Consider the following 17,174-nt stretch of genomic DNA (forward strand, 5'->3'; position numbering starts at 1 on the left):
CAAGACGGCATAGCACTTGTCATTATTCTTCACGCCCGGGGGCCAACTTTGTTTTCCAAGATCCTGATTGCCAATCGCGGTGAAATCGCTTGCCGAGTTATCAAGACTGCGCGCAGGATGGGGATTGCGACGGTTGCCGTCTATTCCGATGCGGATGCGCGAGCGCCGTTTGTGAAAATGGCGGATGAGGCGGTGCATATCGGGCCTGCTCCCGCAGCAGAGAGCTATCTGATCCCGGAAAAGATCATTGCGGCTTGCAAGGAAACGGGCGCTGAGGCGGTGCATCCCGGCTATGGTTTTCTTTCCGAACGGGCGAGCTTCGTCGAAGCGCTTGCGGCGGAAAACATCGCTTTCATTGGTCCGCCAGCGGGCGCGATTGCGGCGATGGGCGACAAGATTGAATCGAAGAAGCTCGCCAAGGAAGCGGGCGTCAACGTGGTGCCGGGCTTCGTTGGCGAGATCCGCGACACAGATCATGCCGTCGAGATCGCAAACGAGATTACCTATCCGGTGATGATGAAGGCTTCAGCAGGCGGCGGGGGCAAGGGCATGCGCCTCGCGTGGTCTGAGAAGGACGTGCGCGAGGGCTTTGAGGCGACCAAGCGCGAAGGGCTCAATTCCTTCGGCGATGACCGCGTTTTCATCGAGAAATTCATCGAGAACCCGCGTCATATCGAAATCCAGATATTGGGCGATAAACACGGCAACATTCTCTATCTGAACGAGCGTGAGTGCAGCATTCAGCGCCGCCACCAAAAGGTGGTGGAAGAAGCGCCGTCGCCTTTCGTTACGCCGAAAATGCGCAAAGCCATGGGCGAGCAATCGGTCGCTCTGTCGCGGGCAGTCGATTACCACTCTGCCGGCACAGTGGAGCTGATCGTCAGCGGTGCGGATCCGACGGGTGAGAGCTTCTACTTCCTTGAAATGAACACCCGTCTGCAGGTCGAGCACCCTGTTACCGAGGCGATCACGGGGATTGATCTGGTCGAACAGATGATCCGTGTGGCCGCCGGTGAAAAGCTGGCGATGACGCAGGATGACATCGGCATTGAAGGTTGGTCGATTGAGAACCGCGTCTATGCCGAAGACCCCTATCGTGGGTTCCTGCCCAGCACCGGGCGCTTGGTTGAGTATCAGCCGCCGCTTGCTGGATGGACCGATGACGGCAACGCCAATGGTCGCCGCGGTGTTGACGGCGTGCGGGTCGATGATGGCGTCTATGAAGGCGGCGAGGTTTCGATGTTCTACGACCCGATGATCGCGAAGCTGATCACTTGGGGCGAGACACGCGATGAGGCGGCGGATAAGCAGATCAAAGCGCTCGACAATTTCCGGCTCAAGGGGCTGGGGCACAATGTCGATTTTCTCAGCGCGATTATGCAGCATGAGCGGTTTCGCTCTGGCGAGCTAACCACCGGCTTCATCGCCGAAGAATATCCTGATGGTTTTGAAGGCGCGCCTGCGGATGATGCATTCATGCGCCAACTTGCGGCGCTCTTTGCCGGGGCGGAATTCACCGAACGCGTGCGCGCTCAGCAGATTTCGGGACAGATGGCGAAAATGCCTAATCCGCCCTCTGATTGGTCGGTGAAGATCGGAGATCGGACTTTCGAGGTATTGCTGGAAGAAGGCGGCGCGACCGTTGACGGCTTGGCAATTCGCGGGACTTGGGATTGGGTGCCCGGCATGCGCTCCGCCGAGGTCACGGGTGAGAATGACATTGGCATTCAGATCGAACGCAGCGGTGTGCGCTGGCGGATCACCACACGCGGCGCGTCGCATGATGCGTTGGTTTTGCCCGCGAATATCGCTCCTCTGGCCAAGCATATGATCGAGAAGATCCCGCCGGATCTCTCCAAAATGTTGATCTGCCCAATGCCCGGCCTGCTTGTGAAACTGCACGTGGACGAAGGCGACGAAGTTCAGCCGGGACAGCCATTGGCCACGGTTGAAGCGATGAAGATGGAAAACATCCTTCGCGCTGAAAAAGAAGGCACAATTGCCAAGGTGAATGCGACCGAAGGCGAGAGCCTGGCCGTGGATGCAGTGATCTTGGAGCTTGAATAGAGCGTCACCGCTTCATGCAATCGCTGTGTTGCGTTTTTAGAAACTCACCGTTTCCTTTACTTTTTTACGCAAGATTATTCCAATTTTATAAAACAAGTCTGGTTTGGCTGTGCCAAATTCGGACGTGGCACTTGTTGGAACGCGACAATCTTTCGAATTCGCTGGCCAATCGGAAGATTGCGGGCAATCTTTGACCTCGTCCCGAATCAGCGGGGCCATTCGAGGGGTCGAAATGGCTAAGCAAGGCACAGGATTTTTTGACAGCAAAGGCCACTATTTCCGCTCGCCTGATGAGGCGACGTGCAGTGACTTGGCGGCTTTGCTCGGACAAATCGGCGACGGCGAAAGCCTCGCGCCAGGGATTGCGCACACGCTTCTAAAACGGCGGGCCGACATAGAGCGCCTGTTTGCCGAGCATGACGCCATGCTGATCGAGCAAGAGCGGATTAAGGCCGCGCTCGAAGGTCTGCCAGATAAGGTCGCAAAGTTGCCCACACGGGGCTGAGCCTCCGCTTGCGGTTTACCCCGCGGCCAATTGCTCATCCAAAAACACGGCGACATCGGCCAGGTCGACATCGCGCGCGACAAAGGCTTCGCCAATCGCATTGAGCAACAGGAATGGCAGCGTGCCGCCGGCCATTTTCTTGTCATGCCGCATGTGATCGACGAGCTTGGCACCGCCGCATGACAGGCCTAGCTCACTGATTTCTGATCTGAGGCCCGCATTCTCCAGCGACCGTTTGGCACGGTCGGCATCTGCCATGCTGAAATGTCCCCGCCGCGCGGAATAACGGGCTGCGAGCACCATGCCGAGCGCGACGCCTTCACCGTGGAGCAGTTCCTGCGAAAAGCCAGTTTCCGCCTCCAAGGCATGGCCGAATGTGTGGCCCAGATTGAGCAAAGCGCGCCTGCCGGAAAGCTCGCGTTCGTCCTCAGCGACAATGCGCGCTTTGGCTCGGATGCTAGTGGCTATCGCATGGGTGAGGGCCTCTGGCTCGCGGGCGATCACTTTTGCGCCATTTGCCTCCAACCAGTCGAAGAATTCTGCATCGCCCAACAGACCGTATTTCAGCACTTCGGCATAGCCTGCGCCCATCTCGCGCGGCGGCAAAGTGGCGAGTGTTTCAGGGTCGATTAGAACCGCATTAGGTTGATGAAATGCCCCGATCAGGTTTTTTCCCGCACCCGTGTTAATCGCGGTCTTACCGCCAACCGAGCTATCCACTTGTGCAAGCAGTGTGGTGGGGATTTGCACGAATCCGCAACCGCGCTTCAGCACAGAGCAGGCAAACCCAGTAAGGTCGCCGACAACGCCGCCGCCGAGCGCAAACACATTGTCCCCGCGCTCAATGCCAAGCTCGAGCAGCCAATCGGTCAGCTTTTCAAGAACGCCCCAACTTTTCGCGCCTTCCCCTGGCTCAACCACAAACCAGTCAGCGGTAAAGCCTGCCGATTGAAGCGAGCGCTCGATGGCATCGCCGTAGATCCGTTTGGTGGCTGTATCGGCAACAAATGGCACCGCGCGCTGCGGGGCGCTTCCGGCTGCGCCATAACTCTTGAAAAAGGGCTCAGCGACGCGCGTAAAATCACTCAACAATCCATGATCAATGGTGACATCGTAGCTGCGCCCACCCAGTTCAACTGGAATTACATGCATTGGTCTATTGCCTCGATAATGCGGTGGGCCACGTCGTTGTGCGGGCCGTCCATGCTTTGGACCCTGATTTGGGCCTGTGAGTAGAAGGGTTCGCGCTCATTATAAAGGCGCGTCAGAATTTCCTTGGGGTCGCCGGTGCGCAGCAGCGGGCGCGTGTTGCGCCGCGACGTCCGTTCCACCAGAGTGTCGATATCGCAATCGATCCAAACCGCGATTGCCTTTTCCAAAATCAAGGCGCGCGTCTGATCATCGACGAAGGCGCCGCCGCCGGTTGCGATCACACCGGAATGTTCCTCCATCAATCTGGCAATGACGCGCCGCTCTCCATCGCGAAAATACGCCTCACCAAACTCATCGAAAATCTCAGAGATTTTACGCTGCGCGGCCTCTTCAATTGCATCATCAGCGTCAACGAAATCGCGCGAGAGCATGCTGGCGAGCCTTCGCCCGACTGTGGATTTGCCAACCCCCATTAATCCGACCAACACAATGGGGCGTGCGGTCTTGCGCTTTATACGCGCAATCTCGGCGGCAAAATCATCGTGGTTTGTAACGGGCTGCTCAGTCATTGCCGCATGGCCTATAGATGGGGTAGGGCGCGTGCAATATGGCTCGCACACATGGCACGATTAGACCTATGGAGAAACCGGCAGGGCGTCCCGGTGGCGGCGGGCGCTGGAAATGGTATTTGATAGCGGTGATAATTGCGGTGATAGTGCTGGCATGGGTTGATGGCGGTGAGGAACCGCTGCATCCGATTGTGCAAGAAATTAATGTGCCGGAGGCGCAGTGATGCATGGTTTGAAGATTACGCGCGGTATTCCAAGCCCGCTTGCTGGTAAGCGCACGCGTGTTGTTGTCGCAGCGATGGGCGCGGCTGTTCTGACGGGCGCTCTGGCTGCTGGCTATGCTGGCGCGCAAGATGCGCCGGAATTGCTTCTGCCGCCAGGCTTTGACGATCCGGCTCCGCCACCTCCGCCGCCGCCTCCACCCCCTCCGCCGCCAGCTGGTGTGAGCCCGAGCGGGCCAAGCGGCCCTGTGCCCACTGGGCCGGTTGCGCCGCCGCCACTACCTGGAGGCGGGGAATTGCCACCCGTGCCGAGCATTTCGAGTGACGCGCTGGGCAATTTGCCGACCGTTGCCGAGCTGGAGGGTATGTCGACTGACGAGCTCGACGATTTGCTCGGGCTGAAACCGCGCTATGATATTCCGCCCGCTGCCCGCCGGGCGCTCACGCAAGTTGGCGTGCTGAGCGAAGAGGAAGGCGGATTGCCCACCGCATCGCTGGCCAATCAATCCGCTGAATTGGTTCGCGCTGCGCTGGATGGGACGAGAGGCCAATTGGTTTCGCGCTGGGGTCACATCTTGCTGCGCCGTGCGGCGGTGAGCCGGCTTGAGACGCCCGAGGGTATGGACCCAGTGGAATTTGCTGCCCTGCGCGCTGGTCTGCTCAATCGCTTGGGCGAGTTCGCAGCTGCCCGCGCTTTGGTGCAGGACGTGGATACGGGCAATTGGAATACACCGCTGACGACGGCGGCGCTGCAATCCTATGTTGCCACATCCGATTTCGTCGGCGCGTGTCCGGCGGTTCGCTTGCAAGGGTCCGAACGCGACGATCCGCGCTGGGTCATGTGGCAGGCGATCTGCAACGCCTATGCGGGCGAAAGCGCTCTGGCTGGATCGCAGCTTGACCGCGCGCTCGACAATTCCATCGCGCCGGAGATCGATATCCTGCTGGCGCGCCGATACGCGGGCGCTGCGGGCAGCGGCCGAAGGGCGGTTGATGTGGATTGGGAAGGGGTGGAAGACCTCAACCCATGGCGCTTCGCCTTGGCCAATGCGGTTGGTGAGCCGGTGCCAGAGGCGCTGATCGAAGAAGCGGGCGCGTATTATCACCGCGCCGCAGCAACCGGGGCAATGGTGGCTTTGGGAGAGCGGGCCAAATATGCGGCTCGCGCCAGCAGTGAAGGCATTTTGTCCGCCTCCGCCATGGTTGGGCTCTACAGCCAGATATACGCCGACGATAATATCACTGGCGTGGCGGCAGACACCGCGACCCGCCTGCGCGAGGCCTATGTTGGCGGCGATCCATCCGTGCGATTGGCGGCGATGCAAGCGATCTGGGGCGACCCTTCGGAAGGCGGCGCGATCGCGGATTACAGCGGCTATGTCATGACCGCCTATGCGGCGGCGCGCATGCCCGCAAGCAGCGGCTTGGCTGACCAATCGGGCGCGCTGATTGCATCAATGCTGGCCGCAGGGCTGGACCGGGATGCGCTCGCATGGGCCGAAGTGGTGCCGGGCGGAAGCCTCGGTTGGGCCTTGATCGTGCTATCACAGGCAGAACGCGGCGTGCCCGCTTCGTCCGATGATTTGAGTGAGTTTGTTGGTAGTGATGCCAGCGCTCAGCAGCGCAAATCTCAGTTTCTGATCGCTGGCCTTGCGGGGCTTGGCCGGATTAGTAGCGCGGATCGCTCGACCTATGAGGACGAGCTCAGCCTTAATTTGGGGCGCCAGAGCAAGTGGTCTCGCATGATCTCCCGAGCTGGTGAGGTGGAAAACCAAGCCCTCGTATCCTTGCTCGCCGGGCTGGGTATGCAAGGGGAAAGCTGGGCGCAAATGACGCCTCGGCATCTCTATCATATCGTGTCTGCGCTAAACGCAGCAGGGCTTGGCGCAGAGGCACGCATGATCGCTGCGGAGGCGGTTGCGCGCGGCTAAGGCCGGTGCGCTGAGACAATGTCAGCCGCGACAAAAGCCTTTCTCGATATGCTGGCGGCGGAGCGCGGCGCGGCGCCGAACACTCTTTCTGCCTATGCGCGCGATCTGAGCGGCGCGGAGGAAGAGATTGGCGATTTAGCTAAGGCGAGCCGAGGTGATGTGTCGAAGCTAGCGGGCGCTTGGGCTAGCCTCGCGCCATCGACGGTCGCGCGCAAAACCTCTGCGGTTCGGCAATTCTTCGGCTTTGCACTGGACGAGGGGTGGCGCGAAGACGATCCCTCTGGCGCCTTGCCTCAGCCCCGCACGCGTCGGCCTCTGCCCAAAGTGCTCTCGCATGATGATATCGCGGCATTGTTCGACCGGGCTGAAATGGAGGCAGAGAGCGGCAAGCCGGACCGGGTCAGGCAATTGGCACTGCTAGAGCTGCTCTATGGATCGGGGCTACGCGCGACTGAACTTGTCTCGCTACCGCTTAGCGCGGTTCCGCGTGATGCGCCGTTTCTCACGGTCATGGGTAAGGGCGGTCAGGCGCGGATGGTGCCCGTGAGTCAGCGAGCGCAGGAGGCTTTGTCGGCATGGCTGGAAGTGCGCCCGCAAGAGCCTCGCCATCTGTTCCCCTCGCGCGGCGGCAAACATCTCAGCCGGGTGAGGCTGTTTCAATTGCTTAAAGAACTGGCGGCGCGCGCCGGGCTAGACCCCAAGGGCATCAGTCCGCATGTCCTGCGCCATGCCTTTGCGACGCATCTGCTTGAGGGTGGGGCAGACCTACGTGTGCTGCAAACATTGCTCGGCCATGCCGATATCGCCACCACTCAAATCTACACGCATGTGGACGCAGCCAGGCTCGTGGCTCTGGTGAATTCGCGCCACCCGCTTGCCACCCGCAGCACATCGGACTAGCGCAATTTTATGACTGCTTACCTCGAATTTGAGAAACCCGTTGCCAAGCTTGATGAGCGCATTGCCGAATTGCGCAGCGCGTCAGAAGGCGATGAAGTGGATATCGCGAGCGAGATTACGCGCCTCGAAACCAAGAGCGCCGATCTGCTCGCAACGACCTATGCCTCGCTGACGCCGTGGCAGAAGACACAAGTTGCGCGGCATCCCAATCGCCCGCATTTGCGCGATTATATCGAGCATGCCTTTGATGATTTCGTGCCGCTGGGCGGAGACCGTTATTATGGCGAAGATGATGCCATAATCGGCGGTTTTGCGCGGCTGAACGGCCGCCGGATTATGCTGATCGGGCATGAAAAAGGGCACAATACGGAAACCCGGATCAAGCACAATTTCGGCATGGGCAAACCAGAGGGTTATCGCAAAGCGATCCGTCTGATGGAAATGGCCGGACGCTTTGGTCTACCGGTGGTCACTTTGGTCGATACATCGGGCGCATTTCCCGGTGTTGAGGCGGAAGAGCGCGGCCAAGCAGAAGCAATTGCGCGCTCGACAGAGGCGTGTTTGGCGTTGCCTGTACCGATGGTCGCCGTGATCGTGGGCGAGGGCGGCTCCGGCGGCGCGGTCGCCTTGGCCAGCGCAGAGCGGGTCTTAATGCTGGAGCATGCGGTTTATTCGGTCATCTCACCGGAAGGCTGCGCATCGATCCTGTGGAGAACGGCGGATAAGGCGCCAGAAGCGGCGCAAGCGATGAAAGTGACGGCGCAGCATCTCAAACGCCTCGGCGTGATTGATCGGATCGTAAAGGAGCCGGTTGGCGGCGCGCACCGCGACCCAGCAGCGACAGCAGCAAATCTGGGCAAGGCAATCAGCAAAGAGCTGGACGCTTTGGTCGAATTGCCCAGCGAAACTCTAATCCGGAAGCGCGAGGAACGCTTCCTGCAAATGGGCGGTTAGCGCCGCCTTGGGCTGCGAAACGCGCGGCCTTTTGCAAGTATCGCGCGGTGAGGAGGGCCCATAGGGCTTGCCCAAAGCGTTGTTTTCCCGATATCCTTCAGCGAATTCCGCAAGAGCGGGTGAAAGGGTGCAGCTTCTGGTGGGAGGCTGCTTTTGAGGACCGGGAGAACCACTATGCCCAAGACAATTGCATCCAATTCGAAACGCTCAGGCCAATGCCGGATACGCTCCAGCCGGGCTCTGACTGTGACCATGGCGGCACCTTTGGCATTGGCGCTTTCAGGCTGCTTGGGCGGTGCGCCCATCCCTTCGGCTTCAACTCCGATAACTCAGACCGAAGCGCAGCAAGGCGCTGAATTTCATCCGCAATTGCTGGCCGAGTTCGGCGGTGCAATGACCGGACCTCAGGCTGCCTATGTCGAACAGGTGGGCAAGAATATTGCTGTGCAATCGGGCCTCGGCAATGCGCGCGCGAGCTTTACAGTCAGCACGCTCAACAGCTCGGTGAACAATGCTTTTGCTGTGCCCGGCGGCTATATTTACACAACTCGCCAGCTGGTCAGCCTGATGAATAATGAAGCCGAATTGGCGGCTGTGTTGGGGCACGAGGTTGGCCATGTGGCTGCGCGTCATTCGCAGCGCCGCCAGCGCGCGGCTCAGCGCAATCAGATCGGCGGAGTTCTTGGTGCGGTGCTATCAGGAGTGCTGCTCGGCGATAGTCAGATCGGGAATACTGTCAGCCGCGGCATTCTGCAGGGTTCGCAGATGCTTACCTTGAGTTTTTCTCGCAGCCAGGAATTGCAGGCGGATGAGCTGGGCATCGAATATCTCAGCCGTGCGGGTTACGATACGCGGGCGATGGGCACGGTTTTAGCCAGCCTAGCGGCGCAAAATTCGCTTGATGCGCGGCTTCAGGGACGCGGTGATGCGACCGTCCCAGCCTGGGCTTCCACTCACCCTGACCCTGCGAGCCGGGTGCAAACCGCCCTCTCAAAAGCCGGTCCCAGCGCCGGTGGAACGACCAATCGTGACACATTCTTAAGCCGAATTGATGGCGTGATTTATGGCGATGATCCCGAGCAAGGGGTGATTGAAGGACGCCAGTTCATCCACCCTGAATTGCGACTGTCGTTCACAGCGCCTCAGGGTTTTTACATGGTCAATGGATCGAGCGCGGTAAGTGTTAATGGTCAGGGAGGTCAGGCTCAGCTGACCCTCGCGCCCTATGCGGCTGATCTGAGCAGCTATGTGCGGCAGCAATTCACGACTTTAGGTGGACAGGATCAGCAACTTTCCCCGTCGAGCATCCAGCGCACAACCGTTAACGGGATCAGTGCCGCCTATGGAACTGCGCGGGTCAACAATGGCAATTCACAAGTTGATGTGGTCGTGTTCGCCTATGAGTTTGCGCGCGACCGGGCCTATCACTTTACGGCCATCACGCCTGCGGGGCAGGGCAACGCGTTTACAGCGATGTTCAATTCCATGCGGCGAATCAGTGCCAGCGAGGCCAGCCAAGTGATCCCGCGGCGCATCGATGTGGTGACGGTTGGGCGAGGCGATTCGGTTCAATCCTTGAGCCGGCGCATGGCCTATTCCGATTCCCAAGAGGCCCGGTTCCGGGTTTTAAATGCCTTGGGTTCCGGTGAGGTGGTGCGGGCCGGGCAGAAAGTGAAGCTTGTTGTTCGCGCGCGTTAACACGTTGGATCGTTAGGCTACGCTTTTGGAGCTGTAGGATGTAAAGGTTGTAAGCCTTGTCACCATTGAACAGTGCCACTCACTCTATTTTGGGCAAAAAAAAGCGGCGGGGGAAACCCCCGCCGCTTTTTTTTTGAGAAGTCTTTCGACTTAGTCGTTAGCCATCGAAGTAGACACTTCAGAGAACGTGGTGTTCAGCTGTGTGCCGAGGCCTTGCATAGCGCCGATTGCGGCAACAGCGATAAGAGCAGCGATCAGGCCGTACTCAATTGCGGTTGCGCCCTGCTCATCAGCAAAAAGTTTGTTAAAGAATTTCATTTGTAGTCTCCTGGTTCAGTCTTCGTTACCCTCGCCCACTCTGATTCGGAGTGAACGATCATCGGTCTAGTTATAAGCTGTTGAAGAAATCCTAATTCGCAGGCTTTCTAAAAAGTTAACCGCCCATAACCGCTTCAACGGCAGTTTGAACGCGAGCCCACATTCCCGTGTTCTCATCCGCAACACTGCGGAGAGCACCCAAGATTGCGATCACAACCAAACTGACGATCAGACCGTATTCGACAGCTGTGGCACCTTTTTCATCGCTCCGAATTTTTCTCAGAGTTTTAAGGAAAAGCATGTTTCACATCCGTCAATTACGTTCTCGATGAACAGACAAATGGTCGCAGCTCGTTAAGAAAAGGTTGATGGTAGCAAGAGAAATGGAAAAAATTCCGACATGACGATCAACTGGATGCCCGTTGCAGCAGGGGCGCTACAGGGCGCAGATGGTCTGTGGTTGATGCATCGGCGGCCTTTACACAAAGCGCATGGCGGCCTGTGGGAATTCCCTGGCGGTAAGGTCGAATCGGGGGAAACCCCTAGGTATGCGTTGATTCGCGAGCTTCACGAAGAGCTGGGCATTGTGATCCAGCCGAAGCATTGCAGCCCCGCTGGATTCGCTGAGGACGATGCAGCACCACACGAAAGCCCGATTGTCATTCTTCTTTACACAATCGCCAAATGGCAGGGCCTGCCCGCTGCATTGGAAGGCGGCGAAGTCGGTTGGTTCACCCCTGATCAGATTGCCGCGCTCGACAAACCGCCTTTGGATATCGCGCTAGCCAAGCAACTTTTCAAAAAAGCATGACACTCTCGCGCTAAAGGGATTGCCAAGCGCAGCCACCGCCCGTATGTGCCGCTCCTCCAGCGCACCCGTAGCTCAGCTGGATAGAGTACCTGACTACGAATCAGGGGGCCGGAGGTTCGAATCCTTCCGGGTGCGCCATGAAAAGGGACTGACCACGCGGTCGGTCCCTTTTTTGTTTCGGCTTGCCACCAGCCTAGAAGCCTCGCTCTCTTGCAATCTTCACATTTGCCACGCGTCAGATTTTGCGCAAAGGGTCTGCGCGGGATCCAATGAAGCAATAGAAAGCGATACGAATGAGCGACTTGCACGATCACGATATGGATCCCGACAACCCTGTGGCAAAGCCTGAGGTGCCCGATCATGTGCAGGACGCGATCCGCACATTGATTGAATGGTCCGGCGATGATCCCGCGCGTGAAGGTCTGCTCGACACGCCAAAGCGGGTGGGGCGCGCATGGCTTGAATATTGCCAGGGCTATAAGGAAGACCCCGCTATTCACATGAGCCGGGTATTTGAGGAAGTCGGCGGCTATGACGAGATCGTCATGCTGAAGGACATTCCATTCCAATCGCACTGCGAGCACCACATGGCGCCGATCACCGGCAAGGCGGCGATTGCGTATCTCCCCAATAAGAAGGTCGTTGGCATCTCAAAGCTCGCCCGCGTGCTGCATGGCTATGCCCGCCGATTGCAGATCCAGGAACGGCTAACGGCAGAGGTCGCGGCCTGCATCTGGGACAATCTGGAGCCGCAAGGCGTTGCCGTCGTGATCGAGGCGCAGCATGGCTGCATGACCGGGCGCGGTGTGCGCACACCGGGCGTTGGCATGATCACCTCGCGGCTCTTGGGCTGTTTCCTAGAGGATCACCGCAGCCGCAAGGAAGTCATGGCTCTGATGGGCTATGGCTAGGCTTTAGCAAGGCGGCGAGCCGCACTGGAACGCATTTGCGTTTTTCAAATCTGTGACTTTTGCACAAAAGCGCGTATTTCCAGCGGTTTGCGTGCAAAATGCAACGTGACGTTGTGACTTTTGGGATTTGTGCGAGTTTTGCGTGCCGCCAGCGCGCGAACTGGCCAAGCGCACTGCGCACGCGGACACACGCCGACGTCACCAACCGATCTTCACAATGTAAAAGAGCCGCGATCTGGCTAGCGGATGCGGCACAGGTAGGAAAACGCTCAGGCACTACATGGCACCTAGTTGGTTGCACGTTGTCGGAAACGTACAATGCACGCGTTGTAAATGTGTTATGGCAGCGGCAGTTTTACCAGGGGGGGTGCGGGAATACAATCCAACGTAGGCGAAAACAGAATTGGATAATCGGGTCGCTTGCGCACCACCCTTTTTCACTCAGAAGAAGGGAAACACACATGAAAAATACACTTTTGCTCTCGACAGTTCTATCGGCCGGGCTAGCCGCCGCTTTGATCGCCACACCGCAGGAAGCACGCGCGGATGACTGTCTGCTCGACCGCGACGATGATGGGAATGTGGATGCGGGCGCGACGGATAACGATGGCAGTGCGAACTCCGATAATGATGATACATCGATTGCTTGCGGCATTGGCGCACAGGCCACCGGTGACTTTGCAAGTGCTTTTGGAAGCAATTCAAATGCAGCGGGTGCTCGGACAATTTCGATCGGACGCCTTTCGGATGCGACCGAGGATGATTCAACGGCTGTTGGCCACAATGCGCAGGCCACCGCAGCCAACGCGACTGCACTCGGACAAGGTGCAGACGCGATCGCTGCGCAAGCCACTGCTCTCGGGCAGGACTCATTTGCCGACGGTATCGCCTCTCTCGCAGTGGGTCGTGCATCAGATGCTCGAGCGGACGGGGCTGTGGCCGTTGGCGGCGACGGTAGCGACGCAGGCGTTGATGGCGCTCAGGCGACTGCGATCGACGCGACTGCGGTAGGGGCCGACACGCTTGCTGATGGCGTCGGCGCAACGGCTGTCGGCGCGCAGGCTGACGCTGGTGGGCAAAACAGCTTCGCAGGCGGGTTCGGGTCCAGTGCCAGCGCAGAAAACTCAGTTGCCATTGGCAATGCTGCTATTGCCAGCGACAACGGCAACATTGGCATCGGCAGCAGTGCAAATGCCTCTGGACAGAATACTGTCGCGATTGGGCAAGGCGCAACCGCATCAGGCTTTAACGGAGTTACCATCGGTGGTGGGGCATCGAGTTCAGGCACGAGCTCAGTTGCCGTCGGGGGTAGCTCCAATGCAACTAATTTTGGCACTGCTGTCGGCAGGAGCGCAGATGCTTCCGGGTTCACTGCTGTTGCGGTCGGTATTGCCAGCGTTGCTAGCGGCAGCAATTCGATCGTTATGGGCCGTCTCGCGGATTCCACTGGTGAGGGTTCGATTGCCATCGGGTCAGATGGACAGGGCGGTTCACAAGGCGCGCAAGCAACCGCCGACCGTGCCATAGCGCTAGGTGCAGACGCCAATGCGTCTCAGGCCGAAGCGATGGCGCTGGGCAGCAACACCAATGCCAGCGCTGAGGGCGCGATTGCGATTGGCGGTGATGGAGCTGATGGTGATGCGCTGGGCGCGCAGGCGACGGCTGCGAATGCCATTGCGCTGGGCGCGGATGCTGTGGCGAGCAGTCAGGATGCGAGTGCTGTTGGGTCAGCTACGATTGCGATTGGTCAGGAGGCGTCAGTGTTTGGCGCAAGGGCGCGGACCAATGGCGCGTTGGCAACGGCTGTGGGCGCGCGTTCTGTGGCAACCTCAAATGGCACATCGGCCTTTGGGACGGGGTCTCAAGCCCGCGCGCTTAATGCGACCGCAATTGGCAACTCAGCGCGGGTTGAAGGCGCTTTCTCAACCGGCATCGGTGCAGGCGTCAATATTACTGACACAGCCAACTCAGCGGCTGCGGTGGGCTTTCAAGCAAACGTCAGCGGCAGCGCTGGCACAGCGGTGGGCAGCTCAAGCGAGGTCACCGCGCAATTTGGTACAGCTGTGGGCCGTGAGGCGAGCGTTACGCATGTGAACTCGACTGCGGTTGGTTTTCAGGCAGCCTCCACGGCAGCCAACCAAGTGGCGCTCGGAGGAGAGGGATCATCCGTGCGGATCGGCGATATCGACGCCAGCACGGCGGCTCAGGTGGGCCCGGTTGATGCGGTGACGGTGGATGCGAACGGCACGCTGGGCCGTCAGAGCGTGGCCACCGCCGCCTCGGTCGACAATGTGCGGGTGGCGCTTAACGCGGTTGCGCAGGTCTCCACCGCGCAGTTCGATGCGCTCAGCGGGCGGGTTGAGGCTCTGGATTTTCGGCTTGAAGAGCTGAGTGAGAGCACCAGCGGCGGGATCGCAGCGGCTGCTGCACTAGGCAGCGCCATCGCCATGCCGGACAAGGCCTTCACTATCGCCGGCAATGTCGCGACCTATCGCGGACAGCAGGGCTTTGCCGCGAGCTTCACTGGCCGTGTGAGTGACAGCTTTGCGATTGGCGCAGGGGTCGCTGGAAACACGGGTGACGGCTCCGTGGTCGCTCAGGCTGGCGTGGCGTTCGGGTTCTAAGCCTACTTGTACAGCAATGGCCCGGCGGAACCTTCGGGTCTCAACAAACAAAAAAGGGCGCCTCTTGCGGGGCGCCCTTTTTACGTTTGGATTGACCGGCTGATTACAGCTGGCCGAGCATATATTCCGCGCTGGAGACTTTGAACTCGCCGCCGTCTTCGACGTTCAGTTGTTCCACCACGCCGTCATTCACGACCATGGAGAAACGCTGTCCGCGTTTGCCCATGCCAAAGCCGCTACCATCCATTGTCAGGCCAACGGCCTCGGCAAAGTCGGCATTGCCATCGGCCAGCATGGTGATGTCGCCGCTGCCCGCGGCATCGTTCCATGCGCCCATGACGAACGCATCATTGACCGCTGTGCCGACGATTTCATCGACGCCTTTGGCTTTCAGCTCTTCCGCCTTATCGACAAAGCCAGGCAGGTGCTTGGCCGAACAGGTTGGCGTGAATGCGCCGGGCACGGAAAACAGCGCGACCTTTTTGCCCGCGAAATAATCTGCGGCTTGAACTTGCTCTGGCCCTTCTGCGGTTGCTTTTACCAAAGCCACGTCTGGGAGCTTGTCCCCTACTGAAATCGTCATCGCGCTGTCCTTTTTGTGAGAGTGAACTGTCGCCCATGATTTAATGCCCGCGCGGCCAGCTTCAAGCGCTATGTCGTGCTTAAGATGGCTTTACTGTGCTGGTTCAGCCTTCTGTAAAGGCGGCTGGACCATGGTAGGTTGAAACAGGGTCGCACTCATCTCATTTGTGAAAGCAATCGATCCCATCCCCCGCGCCGGATTTTGATCTGGCGCAAAGGGAGGCGGCTGTGCACGCCCCCGCGCAGCCGCCCACCACTTTACCGCTATTGCCCGCTTGCCGCAGCGCGCGTTCATTCAAGCGCTAGGGGTTCGCCGTGATCACATATAAAGATTACTTTATATTTGCTTGTCTAGCGGGTGGACGCTAGGGCGCATCCAACAATTTCACATTCCCCTAGGAGTCTCTCATGGCCACCGCAGCCGCTACTCAAGACTACATCATTAAAGACATCGCGCTGGCGCAATTTGGCCGCGACGAGATCCACATTGCCGAAACCGAAATGCCGGGCCTGATGGCGCTGCGCGAGGAGTATGGCGCGGCGCAGCCTTTGAAGGGCGCGCGGATCACTGGTTCGCTGCATATGACGATCCAGACCGCTGTGCTGATCGAGACGCTGATTGCTCTGGGCGCGGAAGTGCGCTGGGCGACCTGCAACATCTTCTCCACCCAAGATCACGCCGCCGCAGCGATTGCGGATCAGGGCATTCCGGTGTTTGCGATCAAAGGGGAGACGCTGGCTGACTATTGGGATTATGTTGGCCGCATCTTCGATTGGTCGACCGATGCCGACCCAGATCTGACCGCGAACCTTATCCTGGATGATGGCGGCGATGCGACGATGTTTGCGCTGTGGGGCGCGCGGATCGAAGCGGGCGAGGAAATGCCTGCTCCCGCGAACGCAGAAGAAATCGAATTCCAGCGCGCATTGAAAGCATTCGTCGCGGCAAAGCCGGGCTATCTCACCAATAGCGTCCAGAATATCAAAGGCGTGTCTGAGGAAACCACCACCGGCGTTATGCGCCTTTATCAGATCGGCAAGGCGGGCAAGCTGCCATTTCCGGCGATCAATGTGAATGACAGCGTGACCAAGTCTAAGTTCGACAACCTTTATGGCTGTAAAGAATCGCTGGTTGATGCGATCCGCCGCGCAACCGACGTGATGCTGGCCGGTAAGGTCGCTTGCGTCGCTGGTTACGGCGATGTGGGTAAAGGCTCGGCTGCGTCGCTGCGCGATGGCGGCGCCCGCGTGATGGTGACCGAAATCGATCCGATCTGCGCATTGCAGGCGGCGATGGACGGCTATGAAGTTGTCTCTATGGAAGAGGGCGCCAAGCGCGCCGATATCTTCGTGACCGCAACCGGCAATGAAGACGTGATCACCGGCGAGCACATGAAGCTGATGAAGAACATGGCGATCGTGTGCAACATCGGCCACTTCGACAGCGAGATCCAAATTTCCGCGCTCGACAATTACGAGTGGAAGGAAATCAAAGAGGGCACCGATATGGTGACCATGCCCGACGGCAAGAGCCTGCTGATCCTAGCCAAAGGCCGCCTCGTAAACCTCGGGTGCGCCACGGGTCACCCAAGCTTTGTGATGAGCGCGAGCTTCACCAACCAGACGCTCGCGCAGATTGAGCTCCACACCAAGGCGGACGAGTACAAGAACGAGGTCTATGTCCTGCCTAAGCACCTGGATGAGAAGGTCGCGGCGCTTCACCTTGAAAAGCTTGGCGTGCAGCTTTCACAGCTAAGCCAGAAGCAAGCGGATTACATCGGCGTGCCGAAAGATGGCCCGTTCAAGCCGGATCACTACCGCTATTGATCGTTTCAACTCATCGATAAATTTGAAAGAGCCCTCGCAAAGATACGAATTTGCGGGGGCTTTTTCATGCGCCACCCGTTGCATCGCGGCCCTGCGCCGCATAG

General features: G+C 58.8%; 16 protein-coding genes and 1 tRNA gene. 12 read left to right on the forward strand and 5 right to left on the reverse strand.

The genetic code is table 11. The annotated features are described in order from the left end of the window. Positions 1 to 48 precede the first annotated feature (48 nt). Positions 49 to 2,067: an ATP-binding protein gene (locus AC0V6V_RS00005; protein WP_486165983.1), complete on the forward strand. Its 2,019-nt coding sequence runs from the start codon at positions 49 to 51 to the stop codon at positions 2,065 to 2,067. A 232-nt stretch (positions 2,068 to 2,299) separates the two neighbouring features. Then, a complete protein-coding gene (locus tag AC0V6V_RS00010; protein WP_486139472.1) occupies positions 2,300 to 2,572 on the forward strand; it encodes a hypothetical protein in 273 nt (90 codons plus the stop codon). Positions 2,573 to 2,587: 15 nt separating this feature from the next. Here the strand turns inward: AC0V6V_RS00010 and aroB are convergent, their stop codons facing one another. Further along, positions 2,588 to 3,724, reverse strand: coding sequence for a 3-dehydroquinate synthase (aroB, locus tag AC0V6V_RS00015; protein WP_486165984.1), 1,137 nt, complete (start codon positions 3,722 to 3,724; stop codon positions 2,588 to 2,590). Continuing rightward, positions 3,715 to 4,293: a shikimate kinase gene (locus AC0V6V_RS00020; RefSeq protein WP_486165985.1), complete on the reverse strand. Its 579-nt coding sequence runs from the start codon at positions 4,291 to 4,293 to the stop codon at positions 3,715 to 3,717. The genes aroB and AC0V6V_RS00020 overlap by 10 nt, the downstream gene beginning before the upstream one ends. A 38-nt stretch (positions 4,294 to 4,331) precedes the next feature. On the opposite strand from AC0V6V_RS00020, the gene AC0V6V_RS00025 reads away from it, so the two are divergent. From AC0V6V_RS00025 to AC0V6V_RS00045, 5 genes are all read left to right on the forward strand, one after another. Continuing rightward, complete coding sequence (locus tag AC0V6V_RS00025; RefSeq protein WP_472644892.1) at positions 4,332 to 4,517, forward strand: hypothetical protein; 186 nt, start codon at positions 4,332 to 4,334, stop codon at positions 4,515 to 4,517. Next, positions 4,517 to 6,445, forward strand: a complete 1,929-nt coding sequence (locus tag AC0V6V_RS00030; RefSeq protein WP_486166117.1) for a hypothetical protein — start codon at positions 4,517 to 4,519, stop codon at positions 6,443 to 6,445. The genes AC0V6V_RS00025 and AC0V6V_RS00030 overlap by 1 nt, the downstream gene beginning before the upstream one ends. A gap of 18 nt (positions 6,446 to 6,463) precedes the next feature. Beyond that, a complete protein-coding gene (locus AC0V6V_RS00035) occupies positions 6,464 to 7,345 on the forward strand; it encodes a tyrosine recombinase (RefSeq protein WP_486165987.1) in 882 nt (293 codons plus the stop codon). A 9-nt stretch (positions 7,346 to 7,354) separates the two neighbouring features. After that, positions 7,355 to 8,299 (forward strand): acetyl-CoA carboxylase carboxyltransferase subunit alpha, encoded by a 945-nt coding sequence (locus tag AC0V6V_RS00040; protein ID WP_486165988.1) that lies wholly within the window; start codon positions 7,355 to 7,357, stop codon positions 8,297 to 8,299. Positions 8,300 to 8,473: 174 nt separating this feature from the next. Beyond that, a complete protein-coding gene (locus AC0V6V_RS00045; protein WP_486165989.1) occupies positions 8,474 to 9,997 on the forward strand; it encodes a M48 family metalloprotease in 1,524 nt (507 codons plus the stop codon). A gap of 150 nt (positions 9,998 to 10,147) precedes the next feature. On the opposite strand, the gene AC0V6V_RS00050 is transcribed toward AC0V6V_RS00045, so the two are convergent. Together AC0V6V_RS00050 and AC0V6V_RS00055 are read right to left on the reverse strand one after the other, a co-directional pair. Next, a complete protein-coding gene (locus AC0V6V_RS00050; RefSeq protein ID WP_486165990.1) occupies positions 10,148 to 10,315 on the reverse strand; it encodes a Flp family type IVb pilin in 168 nt (55 codons plus the stop codon). A gap of 115 nt (positions 10,316 to 10,430) precedes the next feature. Continuing rightward, positions 10,431 to 10,616: a Flp family type IVb pilin gene (locus tag AC0V6V_RS00055; RefSeq protein ID WP_486165991.1), complete on the reverse strand. Its 186-nt coding sequence runs from the start codon at positions 10,614 to 10,616 to the stop codon at positions 10,431 to 10,433. Positions 10,617 to 10,715: 99 nt separating this feature from the next. Between AC0V6V_RS00055 and AC0V6V_RS00060 the strand changes: the two genes are divergently transcribed. From AC0V6V_RS00060 to AC0V6V_RS00075, 4 genes are all read left to right on the forward strand, one after another. Then, complete coding sequence (locus AC0V6V_RS00060; protein WP_486165992.1) at positions 10,716 to 11,126, forward strand: (deoxy)nucleoside triphosphate pyrophosphohydrolase; 411 nt, start codon at positions 10,716 to 10,718, stop codon at positions 11,124 to 11,126. 61 nt (positions 11,127 to 11,187) lie between these two features. Beyond that, positions 11,188 to 11,264: transfer RNA gene (locus AC0V6V_RS00065), tRNA-Arg, on the forward strand. Positions 11,265 to 11,419: 155 nt separating this feature from the next. Then, positions 11,420 to 12,037, forward strand: a complete 618-nt coding sequence (gene folE / locus AC0V6V_RS00070; protein ID WP_486165993.1) for a GTP cyclohydrolase I FolE — start codon at positions 11,420 to 11,422, stop codon at positions 12,035 to 12,037. Positions 12,038 to 12,498: 461 nt separating this feature from the next. After that, positions 12,499 to 14,661 (forward strand): hypothetical protein, encoded by a 2,163-nt coding sequence (locus AC0V6V_RS00075; RefSeq protein ID WP_486165994.1) that lies wholly within the window; start codon positions 12,499 to 12,501, stop codon positions 14,659 to 14,661. A 103-nt stretch (positions 14,662 to 14,764) separates the two neighbouring features. Here the strand turns inward: AC0V6V_RS00075 and AC0V6V_RS00080 are convergent, their stop codons facing one another. Then, positions 14,765 to 15,244 carry a peroxiredoxin gene (locus AC0V6V_RS00080; RefSeq protein WP_472644902.1) on the reverse strand — a complete coding sequence of 160 codons (480 nt, stop codon included), beginning with the start codon at positions 15,242 to 15,244 and terminating at the stop codon, positions 14,765 to 14,767. Between the two features lie 407 nt (positions 15,245 to 15,651). Here AC0V6V_RS00080 and ahcY point away from each other — a divergent pair, with 407 nt between their 5' ends. Then, positions 15,652 to 17,070 (forward strand): adenosylhomocysteinase, encoded by a 1,419-nt coding sequence (ahcY, locus tag AC0V6V_RS00085; protein WP_486165995.1) that lies wholly within the window; start codon positions 15,652 to 15,654, stop codon positions 17,068 to 17,070. Positions 17,071 to 17,174 lie beyond the last annotated feature (104 nt).

The sequence above is a fragment of the Erythrobacter sp. S249 genome (assembly GCF_057364975.1).